At 66.4% G+C, this 15,896-nt stretch carries 16 protein-coding genes; 7 read left to right on the top strand and 9 right to left on the bottom strand.

Features of this window, described 5'->3' with window-relative positions; all coding sequences use genetic code 11:
- Positions 1-61: 61 nt before the first annotated feature.
- From NS6_RS16275 to NS6_RS16260, 4 genes are all read left to right on the top strand, one after another.
- The gene (locus NS6_RS16275) at positions 62-1,450 is read left to right on the top strand and encodes an APC family permease (protein ID WP_068042692.1); all 1,389 of its coding nucleotides are present in this window, start codon (positions 62-64) and stop codon (positions 1,448-1,450) included.
- 80 nt (positions 1,451-1,530) lie between these two features.
- The gene (locus tag NS6_RS16270) at positions 1,531-2,058 is read left to right on the top strand and encodes a hypothetical protein (RefSeq protein ID WP_068042690.1); all 528 of its coding nucleotides are present in this window, start codon (positions 1,531-1,533) and stop codon (positions 2,056-2,058) included.
- Between the two features lie 85 nt (positions 2,059-2,143).
- On the top strand, positions 2,144-2,641 hold the full coding sequence (locus NS6_RS16265) for a peroxynitrite isomerase (RefSeq protein WP_068042689.1): 498 nt from the start codon (positions 2,144-2,146) through the stop codon (positions 2,639-2,641).
- 214 nt (positions 2,642-2,855) lie between these two features.
- Positions 2,856-3,068 (top strand): hypothetical protein, encoded by a 213-nt coding sequence (locus NS6_RS16260; protein WP_068042687.1) that lies wholly within the window; start codon positions 2,856-2,858, stop codon positions 3,066-3,068.
- A 47-nt stretch (positions 3,069-3,115) separates the two neighbouring features.
- On the opposite strand, the gene NS6_RS16255 is transcribed toward NS6_RS16260, so the two are convergent.
- The 4 genes from NS6_RS16255 to NS6_RS16240 all read right to left on the bottom strand — a co-directional run bounded on the left by NS6_RS16255 (position 3,116) and on the right by NS6_RS16240 (position 7,557).
- Positions 3,116-4,903, bottom strand: a complete 1,788-nt coding sequence (locus NS6_RS16255; RefSeq protein WP_068042685.1) for a penicillin-binding transpeptidase domain-containing protein — start codon at positions 4,901-4,903, stop codon at positions 3,116-3,118.
- A gap of 86 nt (positions 4,904-4,989) precedes the next feature.
- Positions 4,990-5,853 carry a GNAT family N-acetyltransferase gene (locus NS6_RS16250; protein ID WP_084471103.1) on the bottom strand — a complete coding sequence of 288 codons (864 nt, stop codon included), beginning with the start codon at positions 5,851-5,853 and terminating at the stop codon, positions 4,990-4,992.
- 124 nt (positions 5,854-5,977) lie between these two features.
- Complete coding sequence (gene ispG, locus NS6_RS16245; RefSeq protein ID WP_068042683.1) at positions 5,978-7,135, bottom strand: flavodoxin-dependent (E)-4-hydroxy-3-methylbut-2-enyl-diphosphate synthase; 1,158 nt, start codon at positions 7,133-7,135, stop codon at positions 5,978-5,980.
- Between the two features lie 158 nt (positions 7,136-7,293).
- Complete coding sequence (locus tag NS6_RS16240) at positions 7,294-7,557, bottom strand: DUF2631 domain-containing protein (RefSeq protein ID WP_068042680.1); 264 nt, start codon at positions 7,555-7,557, stop codon at positions 7,294-7,296.
- 95 nt (positions 7,558-7,652) lie between these two features.
- Between NS6_RS16240 and dxr the strand changes: the two genes are divergently transcribed.
- Both dxr and NS6_RS16230 read left to right on the top strand, forming a co-directional pair.
- Positions 7,653-8,792: a 1-deoxy-D-xylulose-5-phosphate reductoisomerase gene (gene dxr, locus NS6_RS16235; protein ID WP_068042678.1), complete on the top strand. Its 1,140-nt coding sequence runs from the start codon at positions 7,653-7,655 to the stop codon at positions 8,790-8,792.
- Positions 8,793-8,917: 125 nt separating this feature from the next.
- Positions 8,918-10,120, top strand: coding sequence for a M50 family metallopeptidase (locus tag NS6_RS16230; RefSeq protein ID WP_068042677.1), 1,203 nt, complete (start codon positions 8,918-8,920; stop codon positions 10,118-10,120).
- Between the two features lie 131 nt (positions 10,121-10,251).
- On the opposite strand, the gene lhgD is transcribed toward NS6_RS16230, so the two are convergent.
- The gene (lhgD, locus tag NS6_RS16225) at positions 10,252-11,448 is read right to left on the bottom strand and encodes an L-2-hydroxyglutarate dehydrogenase (RefSeq protein ID WP_068042675.1); all 1,197 of its coding nucleotides are present in this window, start codon (positions 11,446-11,448) and stop codon (positions 10,252-10,254) included.
- A gap of 91 nt (positions 11,449-11,539) precedes the next feature.
- Positions 11,540-12,649, bottom strand: coding sequence for a dual-specificity RNA methyltransferase RlmN (rlmN, locus tag NS6_RS16220; RefSeq protein ID WP_068042674.1), 1,110 nt, complete (start codon positions 12,647-12,649; stop codon positions 11,540-11,542).
- 124 nt (positions 12,650-12,773) lie between these two features.
- Here rlmN and NS6_RS16215 point away from each other — a divergent pair, with 124 nt between their 5' ends.
- Positions 12,774-13,154, top strand: coding sequence for a LapA family protein (locus NS6_RS16215; protein ID WP_068042672.1), 381 nt, complete (start codon positions 12,774-12,776; stop codon positions 13,152-13,154).
- A 15-nt stretch (positions 13,155-13,169) separates the two neighbouring features.
- Here NS6_RS16215 and NS6_RS16210 read toward each other — a convergent pair whose 3' ends face one another.
- The 3 genes from NS6_RS16210 to pyrH all read right to left on the bottom strand — a co-directional run bounded on the left by NS6_RS16210 (position 13,170) and on the right by pyrH (position 15,813).
- Positions 13,170-14,246, bottom strand: a complete 1,077-nt coding sequence (locus NS6_RS16210) for a phosphatidate cytidylyltransferase (RefSeq protein WP_245669380.1) — start codon at positions 14,244-14,246, stop codon at positions 13,170-13,172.
- Between the two features lie 230 nt (positions 14,247-14,476).
- Positions 14,477-15,034 (bottom strand): ribosome recycling factor, encoded by a 558-nt coding sequence (gene frr, locus NS6_RS16205; protein WP_068042670.1) that lies wholly within the window; start codon positions 15,032-15,034, stop codon positions 14,477-14,479.
- A gap of 50 nt (positions 15,035-15,084) precedes the next feature.
- Positions 15,085-15,813, bottom strand: a complete 729-nt coding sequence (gene pyrH / locus NS6_RS16200) for a UMP kinase (protein ID WP_068042668.1) — start codon at positions 15,811-15,813, stop codon at positions 15,085-15,087.
- Between the last annotated feature and the right edge of the window lie 83 nt (positions 15,814-15,896).

Below are 15,896 nucleotides of genomic sequence, written 5' to 3'. Positions count from 1 at the left end.
TATACAAGGCGCATCTGTCCGATCACCGGCGCATACCGGTCACTGCGGGAGCGAGACGACCTTGGCAGACGTCACCGCCCGGACCGGTCCGGAGCAGCAGCCCGAACTGAAGCGTGTCATCGGCCCCTGGCTGCTGTTGCTGTTCATCGTGGGCGATATTCTCGGCACCGGCATCTACGCCCTGACCGGCCGCGTCGCCGGCGAGGTCGGCGGCGCGGTCTGGGTACCGTTCCTGGTCGCCTTCGGGGTCGCCATGATCACCGGATTCAGCTACCTGGAACTGGTCACCAAATACCCGCAGGCCGCGGGTGCCGCCCTGTATACGCACAAGGCGTTCGGCATCCATTTCCTGACCTTCATGGTGACTTTCGCCGTGATGAGCTCCGGGATCACCTCGGCCGCCACTGCCGCCAAGGCGTTCGCGGCGAATTTCGCCGAGGCCTTCGAATTCGACAGTGCGAACGGTCTGGTCCTCACCCTCATCGCGCTCGCCTTCATCGCCCTGGTCGCGGCCGTCAACCTGCGCGGGGTCAGCGAGAGCGTGAAGGCGAATGTCCTACTCACCTGTGTGGAGCTCTCGGGTCTGCTGATCGTGATCTGTATCGGACTGTGGGCGCTGGGTTTCGGCAACGGCGACTTCGGGCGGATCGTCGAATTCGACACCGGCGACCGTTCCGTGTTCGGTGGGGTGATCGCCGCAACCACCCTGGCCTTCTTCGCCATGGTCGGCTTCGAGGATTCGGTGAACATGGCCGAGGAGACCGAGGAACCGAGCCGGATCTTCCCGAAGATCCTGCTCACCGGCCTGTTGATCACCGGCGCCATCTACGTACTGGTGTCGATCACGGCGGTGGCCCTGGTGCCGCCGGACGAACTCGTCGAGGGCGATACGCCGCTTTTGAAAGTGGTGGAGATCGGTGCTCCCGGATTCCCCACCCAGATCTTCGCCTTCATCACCATGTTCGCGGTCGCCAATTCGGCGCTGATCAACATGCTGATGGCCAGCCGCCTGCTCTACGGTATGGCCAAGCACAAGGTCGTACCCCGTTCGCTCGGCCGGGTGCATCCGACCCGCCGCACCCCGCATATCGCGATCATCTTCACCACCCTGGTGGCGCTCGGACTGCTGCTGCTGGTCGGCGAGGTCCCCGAGCTCGGCGGCACCACAGCCCTGCTGCTGCTCATGGTCTTCACCATCGTCAATGTCGCAGTCCTGGTGTTGCGGCGCGACCGGGTCGGCCACGGGCACTTCCGTACCCCGACACCACTTCCGGTACTCGGCGCGGTGTGCTGCGCCTATCTGGCCACACCGTTCACCGATCGCAATCCACAGCAGTATGTGATCGCCGGGATTCTGCTCGCGGTGGGGGTTGTGCTGTGGGCGCTGACGGCGTTGTGGAACAAACCGCACAACGTGAAACCCCTGGGGCCCGAGGTCGATATCCGGTAACCTCGGTCGGCCGGCGGCGCAGCACGGGCCGGAAATCGCTGAAGTGACGAGCGCGCGCGCGATCGGTAACGTATTCGCCGATGACAAGCATGGACGCCAGATTCGGCGATGCGGCTGGGTCGGTGCCCCTCCCCAGCCCGTGGGATCTCAACACCTACCTCGCCGAAGTGGCCGCATATCGCAAGCGGCCGATCTCGTTGCAGCCGGCACATCGCTCGGCACTGGGCGAACTGGGGTGCAGCGGCAACGGACTGTGGATCGCGCGTAAGCACGACGACATCATCGTCTACGACGCCTCGGCATCCGGCCGGAACGCCGACCACATCGTGCTGCACGCCATCGGCCATATGCTGCTCGGCCACGGCGGTCCGGGCTCCGAGGACGCCGATATCACCCGGATCTCGATCGGCGCCCTCAACCCGGCACTGCTGGACGCGCTGGCGACCATCGCCCCGGGGTCGATCACCCAGATTCTGGGTCGCGACGATTTCGGTGACGACCGAGAGCGGGAAGCGGGTGTTTTCGCCGAGATGACCATGGTCTACGCGGCGCTGCCGAGGCGCCGCACCCGCTCGTTCTGGCCCTTCGGCCGCCGCAAGAACAAGTAACATCCACCGGAAACCTCCCGGGCGGCACGCTGAGGAGCCGATCGGATGTATCCGATCGGCCGCTGAGGGGCTATTCTTGTGCGCCGTGGCCGAACCGCAAACACCTTCCGCCCCGCATCCCGCTATCGCGCCGCTGGCCGGCCTCCTCGGGACCTGGCGCGGCGCCGGGCGGGGCGACTATCCCACCATCGAGCCGTTCGGTTATCTGGAGGAGATCACCTTCGGCCATCTCGGCCGCCCTTTCCTGACCTACCGGCAGCGCACCCGGCATGCCGACGACAACCGTCCCCTGCATGTAGAGACCGGTTACCTGCGCTGCCCGGGGCCGGACCGGGTGGAACTCATCCTGTCCCACCCCACCGGTATCACCGAGATCTCCGAGGGCAAACTCACCCTTGCCGACGCGGAGATCCGCCTGGAGCTCGAGTCCACCGCGATCGGCCTGAGCAGTACCGCCAAAACGGTGACCGCGCTCAGCCGGACCATTCATATGCACGGCGACGTCATCGACTACACATTGCAGATGGGCGCCGTGGGTCTCCCCCTACAGGATCATCTCGCCGCGAGTTTGCAGAAGACCTGAACTGAGCGTTACGAAAACGTCACGAATATCCAGGCGCGGGTCACGATTTGCCCATCGCCGATTTTCCGCAGCTTTCCATCTTGTCTCGATGCGGCATTCCGGCTTAGGTTGACCTGAGCAGCAAACCTTCAGAAAACTCTTATGCGGAGCTGGGTCGCCCACGTGCGACCCGAGCTCGACAGCTGTCGAACCTCTGAATCGGAGGGAGCCCGATATGAAGCGTTCCACCGTTGCTCTCGTCACCGCCGGACTGATTCTCGGCGGCACCGGGGTGGTCGAAATCCTCGGCACCGATACCGCCGCGTCGGCCCCCGTCTCCGACCGGGCCGTTTCGGTTGTCGCGCCCGCACGGGTCAGCGATCCGGTGGATACCGATACCGGTCACCGATATGCGACCGTCACCGGAGACGTCGCCACCGGCCCGTGATCGGATCACAGCGCATGCGGCCGGGTGTAACCTACCCGGCCACGGCATCAGTAGCCATCGGGGAGAGCCGCCAGCATATCGCGGGTCGCCGCGACGGCGTTATCGGAACTACCGCCCTTGACCAGCAGCGTCGCAAATGCGAGATCACCTCGGTAGCCGACGAACCAGGAATGTGAACCGCCGGCCACCTCCGCCTCGCCGGTCTTGCCGAATACCGCCCCCTGGTCGGCGATCCGGTCGGCAGTTCCGGTCAGCACGACCTCACGCATCATCGCCCGAAGCCCGCGCACGACCGCCGGATCCGGTACCGGCCGCGGCCCGTCGACCACGGTCTCGCGGCCGGCGATCAGATACGGTGTCGGCGCGCTGCCGTGCGCGATCGCCGCGGCCAGCAATGCCATGCCGAAGGGACTGACCACAACCCGGCCCTGCCCGATTCCGTCCTCGGTTCGCTGTATGCGATCTTCGGAAACGGGTACGGAACCGGAGAAGGTCGGTAAACCGGGAATCACATAATCCGGGCCGATCCCGAAAGCCGCCGCCGCTTCTGAAAGCGCGGTGGCCGGCAATTCACTGGCCAATTTCGCGAACGATGTATTACACGAGCGCGCATAGGCGGTCGACAATGCGACATTCCCGACCGTGAAACCGTTGTAGTTGGGAATCAGGCGCTCACCGATGGTGATTGCGCTCGGGCACGCCACAACGGTGTCCGGCGTGGCCGAGCCGCCGGCGATCGCGGCCGCGGCGGTCACCGTTTTGAACACCGATCCGGGCGGATACTGACCGATGGTGGCCACCGGGCCGTCACGGTCGGCGGCGGCGTTCTGCGCGACCGCGAGAATGCCCCCCGTAGACGGTTCGATCACCACCATCATGGACTGTTCCCGGCGCCCGTCGACCGCCCGCTGGGCGGCGTCCTGTACCCACCGGTCCACGCTCAACGTGAACGACGGCGCAGGCTGCGCCGCCACCTCGTGCAGCACGCCGGTTTCCGCGCCACCTTCGTTCCGGGCGACCACGCGCCAGCCGGCCCGGCCGTGCACATCGTCGATCACGGCCTGGCGAACCTGGGCCATCAGATCAGGAGCGAACTTACGATCCGCCGGGATCAGATCCCATTCCTGCGTGACCCGGACCCCGGGCAGGCCGATGAGCTGCGGTCCGGCGCGGCCGAACTCGGTTTCGTTCAGCACGATCACCGTGTAGCTGCCGTCGGCGGCGCGGGCGGAATCCAGGATGCGCTGCGGGGTCAGCCGCTCGTCGATACCGATCAGCGCCCGCGAGACCGTCGCCGCCACTTGCTGCGGTTCCGCGCTTTCGGCAGCGTCGAAGGTCACCCGCGAGACCGTGCCGGGTATCAGTACATCACTACCGGACTGCTCGTTCACCCGGGCACCCGGCGCCTGGCGCACCGACAATGCCATGGTCTGGGTGTCACCGAGCCGGGGATGCAAAGCAGAACCGCTCCACCGCACCGTCCAGCCTCCACCGCTGCGCACCAGCGGCAACTGCCCGGTATAGGACCAGTCGCGCCCACCGGCCAGCCGCCATTCATAGGTGTAGTCGACGGTAGCGGTGTCACCGGAGATCCGGGCCGCACCGGAGTGGGCACGCAACTCCTCGGCGCCCAGTTCGGACCAGACGGAGACGAGTGCGAGCCCGGCCTTCTCGGGACGGGTCGTGCGGGCGGCGGCTCGGTCGAGGTCGTGGGCCGCGAAGGCCTCCAGGAAACCATCGGCCGCGGTGATGGGTCCCGAGGACCCCCCGAGGCAGGCAGTCGTGGCGAAAGCGAGCACCGTGACCGCGAATACGAGTACCAGACGGATCGTCATCGAGCCCGATCGTAGCGATCGGGGCCCGGTGTTCACTTGCGGCGCACCGGATCCTGCCCGGGCTCGGCCGGCAGGATCGGCCCGGCTCAGTCCAGCAGCACCGTGGCGAAGGTCGCGATCTGCCGGAACCCGACCGCACGGTAGGCCCGACGGGCGATCTCGTTGTAGTCGTTGACGTACAGACTCGCCGTCCGGCCGGTCGCGACCACCGCATCGGCAACCGCCGCCGTTCCCGCGGTGCCCAGCCCCTGCCCTCGGTACTCCGGATGGACCCATACCCCCTGAATCTGCCCGGTACGCCGGGACATCGACCCCACCTCGGCCTTGTAGGCGACCTCGCCGTCGACGAACCGGGCCCAGGCCCGGCCGGCCCCGATCAATCCGGCGACCCGGCGCCGGTAGCCGCGACCACCGTCACCGGCCCGCGGATCCACCCCCACCTCTTCGATGAACATGGCGATAGCGGCCGCCAGATAACGGTCCAGTTCATCGGGGCGTACCTGACGGACCTCCGGGTCGGCGGCCGCGAGCGCGGGACCGGTGAGCGCCAGTAGCGGCTGGTCTGCACGCAGCTCCCGCGCCGTGCCCCAGTGATCGGCGAGCATCTCCCACAGCGGTAGCGCAAGCTCCCGGCGGCCCACCACCGATGAACACATCCGGGGCCAGCGCAGGGCGCGGTCGGCGAAGGCGCGGATGGCCGCTCGGTCACCACGCAACGGCATCAGATTGACGCCGGAGAAGCACAACGACTCGGCCGGTCCACCGTGGCTCCACAACTCGCCCTGGCCGTACCGGTTGTCCAGACCGTATTCCTGTAGCCGGGCGGCGACCATACAGGCCGCCACCGGGTCCTCGTCGAGCACCCTGAGCACCTGTCCCAGGTCCCGCTCGGCGAGCTGGCGCGCGGGAACGTACTTCGCGCGCCGGGCCGGCTCCAGCAGACTCCGCACCTAGTACAGCCTGCCATGAAGTGCGACCATACGATACGGATATCCCGAAAGCGTGTACCGCGGCGGTGTCACCGAGGCAGCGCCGCTCGGCTCGCGGGAACCGCGAGCCGAGAGCGCACGCCGATCAGCCCACGCTGACGACCGGTTCACCGCTGCCCGCGTCCGCACCCATCTCCTCGGCGATCCGCATGGCTTCCTCGATGAGGGTTTCCACGATCTGTGCCTCGGGCACCGTCTTGACGACCTCGCCCTTGACGAAGATCTGCCCCTTGCCGTTGCCGGAAGCAACACCCAGATCGGCCTCCCGAGCCTCGCCGGGACCGTTGACCACGCAGCCCATGACCGCGACCCGCAACGGCACCTCGAGGCCGTCGAGTCCGGCGGTTACCTCGTTGGCCAGGGTGTACACGTCGACCTGCGCGCGCCCGCACGACGGACAGGACACGATCTCCAGTTTTCGGGGGCGCAGATTCAGCGATTGCAGGATCTGCCCGCCGACCTTGACCTCCTCGGCCGGTGGCGCGGACAGCGAGACCCGGATGGTGTCGCCGATCCCCTCGCTCAGCAGGGCGCCGAACGCGACCGCGGATTTCACGGTGCCCTGGAAGGCCGGGCCCGCCTCGGTAACACCGAGGTGCAGCGGATAGTCGCTCTGCGCGGCCAGCTGCCGGTAGGCCTCGACCATCACCACGGGATCGTTGTGCTTGACCGAGATCTTGATATCGCCGAACCCGTATTCCTCGAACAGGCCGGCTTCCCACAGCGCCGACTCCACGAGTGCTTCCGGGGTGGCCTTACCGTATTTGTCCATCATCCGCTTATCGAGGGATCCGGCATTCACACCGATCCGGATCGGAATACCGGCGTCCCCGGCCGCCTTGGCGACCTCTTTCACGCGCCCGTCGAACTCCTTGATGTTTCCCGGGTTCACTCGCACCGCCGCGCAACCGGCATCGATGGCAGCGAAGATATAGCGCGGTTGGAAATGGATATCGGCGATCACCGGGATCTGGGATTTCTTCGCGATGATGGGCAGTGCGTCGGCATCTTCCTGCCGCGGGCACGCCACCCGCACGATATCGCAGCCCGACGCCGTGAGTTCGGCGATCTGCTGCAGGGTCGCGTTCACATCGTGCGTTTTGGTCGTCGTCATCGACTGCACGGAGATCGGGTGGTCACTGCCCACACCGACACCACCCACCATGAGCTGACGGGTCTTGCGCCGCGGTGCGAGCACCGCTATCGGTGCGGTCGGCATCCCCAATCCGACTGTGCTGGTCACTTTCGGCTGCCTACTTTCGTCCTGGTCCGGCCGGTCGGTGCCGAGTCTAGTACCGCCGCGGGGGCATGCCGCCGAGACATGGACTACATCGGCAACCGACACCGCGGCGTCACCCCGAGGACACCCGGCATGGTCGGCACCATAGGCGAAACCGCAGTTCAGCGCGGTTTGCGGCGATAGATCACGTCGTAGATGAGGATTCCGGCCAGGGCGGCCGCGAATCCGATCAGGTACAGGTTCTCGACCTGACCCGAGTGATTGCCGATCAGCATGCCGAGCAGCGCGATGATCACGACCACCGCGGCCACCCGGAAGGTCTTGCGCGATTCGCCGCTCCAACCAAATGCCGCCGACGGAACCTCAGCTGGGTCCACCGTGGTGACGTGCTGGTCAGTGGCGGGTTCGACGTCCGTGGCGGCCACGATCGCTCCTCCTCGAGAGAACGGATACTGCCCGTTATCGTGGCATACGACTGCCCGTCGTAGCCAGTAGGGGCACGGTCGGTGACAATGGGCGGGTGTCAGATCCCCGCAGAGTTCTCTTGCTCGGTAGCACCGGTTCCATAGGCACCCAGGCGCTCGAGGTGATCGCAGCCAACCCCGGACGGTTCGAAATCGTCGGCCTTGCTGCGGGCGGCGCGAACACCGAACTGCTGGCCGCGCAGATGGCCGCCACCGGCACCACCAACGTGGCCGTCGCCGACCCGGCCGTCGCAGCCCGGCTGGGAGTACCGTTCGCGGGCGCGAACGCGGCAACTGAACTCGTCCGCAATACCGAGGCCGATGTCGTGCTCAATGCGCTCGTCGGTTCACTGGGCCTGGAACCGACCCTGGCGGCGCTGGAATCGGGCGCCACGCTGGCGCTGGCGAACAAGGAATCGCTGGTGGCCGGCGGCTCGCTGGTCACCCGGGTAGCTCGACCCGGCCAGATCGTGCCGGTCGATTCGGAACATTCGGCGCTGGCCCAGTGCCTGCGCGGCGGTCGCGCCGAGGAAGTCGCCAAGCTGGTCCTCACCGCCTCCGGCGGCCCGTTCCGGGGCTGGACCGCCGAAATGCTGGACGGCGTGAATCCCGCCGAGGCGAAAACTCACCCCACCTGGTCCATGGGGCCGATGAACACGTTGAACTCGGCCTCGCTGGTGAACAAGGGCTTGGAGTTGATCGAAACGCATCTGCTGTTCGGGATTCCCTACGACAGCATCGAGGTCACGGTGCACCCGCAGTCGATTGTGCATTCCATGGTCACCTTCACCGACGGGTCCACGCTGGCACAGGCCAGTCCGCCGGATATGAAATTGCCGATCGCGCTGGCGCTGGGCTGGCCGGAGCGGGTCCCCGGCGCGGCCACAGCCTGCGATTTCGGTACGCCCGCCACCTGGACATTCGAGCCCGTCGACGATGCGGTGTTCCCGGCCGTGGAACTGGCCCGGGAAGCCGGGACCGCGGGCGGTTGCGTCACCGCGGTGTACAACGCGGCAAACGAGGTCGCGGTACAGGCATTTCTCGACGGCCGGATCCGCTTCCCGGAAATCGTGCGCACCGTCGCCCGGGTGGTCCGTGACGCCGGCCAGTGGCGTACCGAACCGGGCGAACTCGCCGAGGTCCTGGCGGCCGACGAATGGGCTCGTGACCGCGCCCGCGCACTGGCACACGGGTAATCCATGTCCCAGATGGTCGAGGCCCGGCACGCGGGCGGTTACTGTGGACACGTGCTCGCGGCCGCTCCGGTCTCCGTGCGGGCCGGGAGAAATGATCTGCGCACCGCAGGAGGGCTGTAGACCACATGCTGTTCGTGTTGGGGTTCGTGCTGTTCGCGCTCGGCATCACGATTTCGATCGCATTGCACGAATGCGGGCATATGTGGACCGCGCAGGCGACCGGAATGAAGGTCCGCCGGTTTTACATCGGTTTCGGGCCGAAAATTTTCTCCTTCCGGCGCGGGGAAACCGAGTACGGGGTCAAATGGCTACCGCTCGGCGGCTTCTGTGACATCGCCGGAATGACCGCGCTCGACGAACTCGAACCAGAGGAAGTCGAGCGCGCCATGTACCGGCAGGCGGCCTGGAAACGCCTTGTCGTGATGTCCGGCGGAATCGCGATGAACTTCCTACTCGGATTCATCCTCATCATGGTGCTGGCGGTCGGCTGGGGGCTCCCCAACCTGAACCAGCCCCCGGAAACCGCCCTCGGCGATATGAGCTGCGTCGCGCCGCAGAATCCCGACGGAACCGTCGGCACCTGCACCGGCGAGGGCCCCGCCCAGCGCGCCGGCCTGCAACGGGGCGACGTGGTGACCGCGGTCGACGGCGAGCCCGTGGACACGTGGAAAGACTTCCAGACCCTCACCCAGCAGCAGGACGGCCCGTTCACCTACACCCTCGAACGCGGCGGGCAGACGATGGATGTCGAGGTCGTGCCCGAGCAGACGATGCGCTACCCCAGCGAGGGTGGTCCGGGCCGGGAAGTCGGCGTGGTCGGGGTCGGCCAGGAATTCTATGAACCGGTCCAGTACGACGTTCTCGGTGCAATTCCCGCGTCGGCGGCGTTCACCGGGGATATGTTCATCCGCACCTTCCAATCGCTGGCCCAGATGCCGGCGAAGGTGGTCTCGCTGTGGGACGCGGTGACCGGCGGAGAACGCGATGCGGATACCCCGGTCAGCGTGTACGGCGCCAGCAAGATCGGCGGTGAAACCGCCGAACGCGGCTACTGGAATATGTTCATACTCGTCCTGGCGAGCCTGAACTTCTTCCTCGGTGCGTTCAATATCCTGCCCCTGCTGCCACTCGACGGCGGCCATATCGCCGTGGTGCTGTACGAGAAGATCCGCAACACCTTCCGCGGCCGGAAGGGCCTCGCGCCCGGCGCACCCGTCGATTATCTGAAGCTGCTGCCGCTCACCTATGTCGCGGTCGTCATCGGCGGGGCGTACATGCTGCTCACTTTGGCCGCAGACATCGTCAACCCGATCAATCTCTTCCCCTGACCGCCGGTTCGGCCGATATCGCCGCATGCGGCGAATGTCGGTCCCGGGCGAAGAGCCCGGAGGAAGCACACAATCGCCTCCTTGCCGGTAAGCGCCCGCCCTTGGGCGAGCGCATGCCGCCGCAGCGCGCCTCAGCCTTTTCCGTCGATCACATCGACGACATATTGGGCGATCGCGAGCGATGACGTCGCCGCGGGGGACGGCGCATTACGGACGGCAGTGACCGCGCCCAGGCGGTCGATCCGGAAATCGTCGACCAAAGTGCCGTCGGTGTCGAGGGCTTGGGCGCGGACCCCCGCTCCCCCGCGGAACACGTCTGCCGCCCCGATCGCGGGAATGTAGCGCTGCGCCTTACGCATATACGCGGCGATCGACATCGAACCGTACATTTCCCCGAGCCCGGTGCGCCAATGCCGGCGCGCCATGCGCCGGAAACCCGGCCAAGCCAGGGTTTTCACCATATCCCCGGGTACGAATCGGGTACGTCGATACCCTTCCCGCGCGAAGGCCAGAACCGCATTGGGCCCGACCTCGACCGTTCCCGATACTCGCCGCGTGAAATGAACACCCAGGAAGGGGTAGCGCGGATCCGGAACCGGATAGACGAGCCCGCGCACCAGATCACTCTTCTCCGGCACCACATTCATGTACTCGCCGCGGAAAGGGATGATCCGCGGCGAGGGGTCGCCGCCCGCGAGACCGGCCACGGTATCTGCCTGTAATCCGGCGCAGATGACGACCCGTTCCGCGTGCAGAACCTGCTCTCCCACACCGATTTCGATACCCGAGGTCGTCCGGGCAATCCGGTCCACCGCGCACGAGGTCCTGACCTCGCCGCCGGCGGCCACCACATCCGCCGCGAAAGCCTCGGCCACGCGACGGAAATCGGTGATCGCGGTATGCGGTGAATACAGCGCCGCAACCCCCTCGGCGAACGGTTCGATATCGCGAATACCGGCGGAATCGACTCGACGCAATCCGGGCACCGCATTGCTCACCGCCCGTGCCTGGACTGCGTCCAGGCGAGCTGTTTCTTCGGCGTCCACGGCGATGACGAGCTTGCCGCATTCCTCGTACGGCAAATCCCGCTCGGCGCAGTAGGCGCGCAGCATATCGCGGCCCCGCGCGCACAATACTGCCTTCAAAGTCCCCGGCTGGTAGTAGATCCCGGCATGCACCACTCCCGAGTTGTGACCGGTCTGGTGCACCGCAACCCGGTCTTCCTTCTCCAGCACCACCACTCGGTCCCCCGGCCGGCGGCGACCGATCTCCCTGGCCACCGCGAGGCCTACGATTCCCGCACCGACGACGACCACTCGGTCGGCCATACCTGTCGCTCCTGTTTCACGTGTACTCGTCAGCGTATCGGCGGACAGGCCACGTGGTGTTGCCTTCTGGGCGAAGCGACGCCGGGCCTGCTCAGCCCTCGGCGGCCAACTGCCCGCAGGCGGCGGCAATTTCCTGGCCGCGAGTATCCCGGACCGTGCACGGAACACCCTGCGCTTCGACCCGGCGCACGAACTCGCGTTCGACCGGTTTCGGGCTGGCGTCCCATTTACTGCCCGGTGTCGGGTTCAGCGGGATGACGTTCACGTGCACGCGCGACCCGAGCGCCTTGTGCAGTTTCGCGCCGAGCATCTCCGCGCGCCAGGGATGGTCGTTGATATCGCGGATCAGCGCGTATTCCACCGAGATGCGCCGACCTGTCTTGTCGGCGTAGTAACGGGCGGCGTCGAGGACCTCCGCCACCGGCCAGCGGTTGTTCACCGGGACGAGGGTGTCGCGGAGTTCGTCGTCAGGGGTGTGGAGGGAGACGGCCAGCGTCACCGACAGGCCCTCGTCGGCAAGTTTGCGGATCGCCGGGGCCAATCCCACGGTCGACACCACGACGTTGCGCTGCGAAATCCCGAGACCGTCCGGAGCGGGCGAGACGATCCGGCGGACGGCGTTCACCACCCGCTTGTAGTTCGCCAGGGGCTCCCCCATACCCATGAACACGATATTGGACAGGCGTCCGGCCCCACCCGGCACCGCGCCGTCGCGCAAGTCGGCCGCCGCGGCGCGCACCTGGTCGACGATCTCTGCCGTGGACAAGTTGCGGTTCAATCCGCCCTGACCCGTGGCACAGAACGGACAGGCCATACCGCAACCGGCCTGGCTGGAAATACACAGGGTGGCGCGGTCCGGGTAGCGCATCAGCACGCTTTCCAGCAGGGTGCCGTCGCCGGCGCGCCACAGCGTCTTGCGAGTCTCGCCGGAATCGCAGGCGATATGCCGCACCGGGGTCAGCAGCGGCGGGAACAGCGCACCGGCGATCGTGTCCCGCACCGCGGCGGGTAGATCGGTCATTGCGGCGGGGTCGGCTTGGAGCCGGCCGTAGTACTGGCGGGCGATCTGGTCGGCCCGGAACTTCGGCAGGCCCAGCTCCACCATGGCGGCGCGGCGCCCGTCGGCGTCGAGATCGGCGAGGTGGCGGGGCGGCATCCCACGGCGGGGTGCATCGAAAACCAAGGGCAAGGGGGCGGTCATAGTCCTACCAGTGTGGCATCTCGCTCGATGTGACCAGCGACAAGCCGCCGGCTGGACAGCGGCACGATCGACGGGCGGTGCGGAAATCCCCGCGGGGGCGATAGCTGTCGGCAATCATCGACGTATGGCGACCTCTGATGACCGAATTCCCGAAACCGGTGCGCTGCCCGGCGCACGGCCACCGGGTGAACCTGTGCGGGGAAAGCCGGCACCCGCCCCCACCGGCCGAAAGGCAACCGACAAGGCCGGTCGGCGCAAAAATGCGGGCAGTTCCCGCGTAGGAAATGCCTGGATCGCCCTGATCATCGCGGCCATCCTCGGCATCATCCTGCTGATTTTCATCATCCAGAACTCGGAAAGCGCGAATGTCGAAATGCTCTTCTGGAACTTCTCGCTGCCCCTGGGCGTGACGATTCTGCTATCGGTGATCGCGGGTGCCCTGGTCATGGCGCTGGTGGGCGGCGTCCGCATCATGCAATTGCGCCGAGCAGTACACAAGGAATGACCGGCAGACGCGGCCTCAGACCAGGGTGGTGAGTACCAGCCAGGATACGAAGGCCGACGGCAGCATGGAATCGAGCCGGTCCATGATGCCGCCGTGCCCGGGCAACATCGTGCCCATATCCTTGATACCCAGTTCGCGCTTGATCTGCGATTCGATCAGATCGCCGAGGGTCGCGACGACCACGAGGCCCACACCGAGCACCACCCCGACCATCGAGTTGGCTTCCAGCAGCAGCGTCACGGTGAGCAGACCGCCGATGATCGCGAACACCAGCGACCCGCAGAATCCCTCCCAGGATTTCTTGGGACTGATCGACGGCACCATGGGGTGGCGGCCGAACAACACGCCCGCCACGTAACCGCCCACATCGGAACACACCACCAGGATCATGAACGTCAGGACCCGCAGGTTGCCGTCAGGATCCTCCAGGAGCAGCAGGACCGCGAACGAGGCCAGCAACGGAATCCACGCCAGCGTGAACACCGTGATAGCGGTATCACGCAAGAAATTGCGCGGCGCCGTGTTCAGGCCGTGGTCGAACAGGCGCCAGACCATACAGATCAGAACCGTCGCCGCGAAGGCGCCGACCACTCCACTCGCACCGAACGGCCAGCCCAGCCAGAACACCGCTTGACCACCGGCAATCAGCGGCGCGCGCGGTACCAGCACATCCGCTTCGCGGAGTCGTTTGGCCACCTCCCAGGTCGCGATACCGACCGCGACGCCGGCGACGCCGATGAACACCTTGGGGACGAACAACAGGACCGCGATACACGAGATCCCGAGCGTCAGGCCGACGGCAAGCGCCGCCGGCAGGTTGCGTCCGGCACGGGACCGCCGCGGCGCCGGAGCCGCAGGGGCATTACTCGCGCCTCCTGCACCGCCGGAAGGTGCCCCGGCCGGCGTATCGGGAGGCACAGCCGCCGTCGTCATCTCGATGGGCACGGCACCAGAGGGCGCGCCGGCCTCCGGGACGCCTGCGGACGCACCGGCAGACGCCGGTGTCGATTCGGATATGCCCTCGGCCGGCGGCTGCGGTCGGGCCGCACCGGTCGCGGCGGCTTTCTCGGCCACGATTGTCCCGTCGCTCAACTCGTCGTCGTTCCGTTCGTTCCCACCCGAAGCAGGCGTCGCCGCTCCGCTGTTCTCATTGTGCGTCAATCCCCGGGCCGCCGGCCCGCCGTTGCAGCGCCGATACGGCCCCGTTTCCGCACGGCACCCACCGCTCTGCCGACTACGGACAGTACGCGGCCCACGTCACCCGATACGCCTGCGCAAACTACACCACCGCCGCGGCGGCGGATACATCGGAGAACGCCGGGTCACACCTCGAGCAGTTCGGATTCCTTGTGTTTCACCAGCTCGTCGATCTGACCGACATATCTGGCCGTGGTCTTGTCCAGTTCCTTCTCGGCCCGGCCGACCTCGTCCTCACCGGCCTCACCGTCCTTCTGGATCCGGCCCAGCTCCTCCATCGCCTTGCGCCGCACATTGCGGATCGAGACCTTGGCGTCCTCGCCCTTCTGCTTGGCCTGCTTGACCAATTCGCGGCGCCGCTCCTCGGTGAGCTGCGGGATCGATATCCGCAGGATATCGCCGTTGTTGGTCGGGTTCACCCCGAGATCGGAATTGCGGATCGCAGTTTCGATCGGCCCCAGCTGTGCCTGCTCGTACGGCTTCACCACCACCATCCGCGGCTCCGGGACCGAGATACTCGACAACTGGGTGATCGGGGTCGGCGATCCGTAATAGTCGACCACGACCCGGGAGAACATCCCCGGGTTCGCACGCCCGGTCCGGATGCCACCCAGATCGTCCTTCGCCACCGAGACAGCCTTCTCCATCTTCTCCTCGGCGTCGAAGAGCGCTTCTTCAATCACGACCGTTCCTCCACTGCGTCGTCATCGTCATGACCCGCGGGCCCGCGGTATCAGGATCGAACCAATGTGCCGATCTTCTCACCGGCCACCGCCCTGGCAATATTGCCCTTGGTCAACAAATTGAACACCAGCATCGGCATCTGGTTGTCCATGCACAAACTGAACGCCGTCGAATCGGCAACCTTCAGGTCGCGTTCGATGGCTTCCTTGTGCGTGATCTCGTGGAACATGCTGGCGTCCGGATCCAGCCGCGGATCGGCGTCGAACACTCCGTCGACCGCCTTGGCCATCAACACCACCTCTGCGCCGATCTCCAGCGCCCGCTGGGCTGCGGTGGTGTCGGTCGAGAAGTAGGGCATCCCCATCCCCGCGCCGAAGATCACCACGCGCCCCTTCTCCAGATGCCGCTTGGCACGCAACGGCAGGTAGGGCTCCGCGACCTGCCCCATCGTGATGGCGGTCTGCACCCTGGTGTCCACGCCCTGCTTCTGCAGGAAATCCTGTAGCGCAAGACTGTTCATGACCGTGCCGAGCATGCCCATGTAATCCGACCGCGCACGTTCGAGACCGCGCTCCTCGAGTTCGGCGCCGCGGAAAAAGTTCCCGCCACCGATCACCACCGCCACCTGTACCCCGGTGGAAACGACCTCGGCGATCTGCTCCGCGACGGTCTGCACCATATCGGGATCCAGCCCCACCGTGCCGCCGCCGAACATCTCACCACCCAGTTTCAGCAGTACCCGGCGAAATCCTGGGCGGTGGGTCCCGGGGTGCGTCATCGGCTGGCGTCTCCTTCGGCGATCGGCGGTACTCGGTAGATAGTGTTCATGGTGCGGGGCCGCCGGGGAACCGGTGCCGCCCG

Origin of the sequence: Nocardia speluncae NBRC 108251 (assembly GCF_001613245.1) — a bacterium.
In the GTDB taxonomy this organism is placed as follows: Bacteria; Actinomycetota; Actinomycetes; order Mycobacteriales; family Mycobacteriaceae; genus Nocardia; species Nocardia speluncae.
Note: the sequence above shows the minus strand (reverse complement) of the source record. Positions and strands in the feature narration are given on the sequence as shown.

What these genes read in the sequence shown, in the direction of transcription:
- NS6_RS16270 (WP_068042690.1), top strand. Translation starts at nt 1,531, where the DNA reads ATGACAAGCATGGACGCCAGATTCGGCGATGCGGCTGGGTCGGTGCCC.
- NS6_RS16260 (WP_068042687.1), top strand. Translation starts at nt 2,856, where the DNA reads ATGAAGCGTTCCACCGTTGCTCTCGTCACCGCCGGACTGATTCTCGGC.
- NS6_RS16255 (WP_068042685.1), bottom strand. Translation starts at nt 4,903, where the DNA reads ATGACGATCCGTCTGGTACTCGTATTCGCGGTCACGGTGCTCGCTTTC.
- NS6_RS16230 (WP_068042677.1), top strand. Translation starts at nt 8,918, where the DNA reads ATGCTGTTCGTGTTGGGGTTCGTGCTGTTCGCGCTCGGCATCACGATT.
- lhgD (WP_068042675.1), bottom strand. Translation starts at nt 11,448, where the DNA reads ATGGCCGACCGAGTGGTCGTCGTCGGTGCGGGAATCGTAGGCCTCGCG.
- rlmN (WP_068042674.1), bottom strand. Translation starts at nt 12,649, where the DNA reads ATGACCGCCCCCTTGCCCTTGGTTTTCGATGCACCCCGCCGTGGGATG.
- NS6_RS16215 (WP_068042672.1), top strand. Translation starts at nt 12,774, where the DNA reads ATGGCGACCTCTGATGACCGAATTCCCGAAACCGGTGCGCTGCCCGGC.
- pyrH (WP_068042668.1), bottom strand. Translation starts at nt 15,813, where the DNA reads ATGACGCACCCCGGGACCCACCGCCCAGGATTTCGCCGGGTACTGCTG.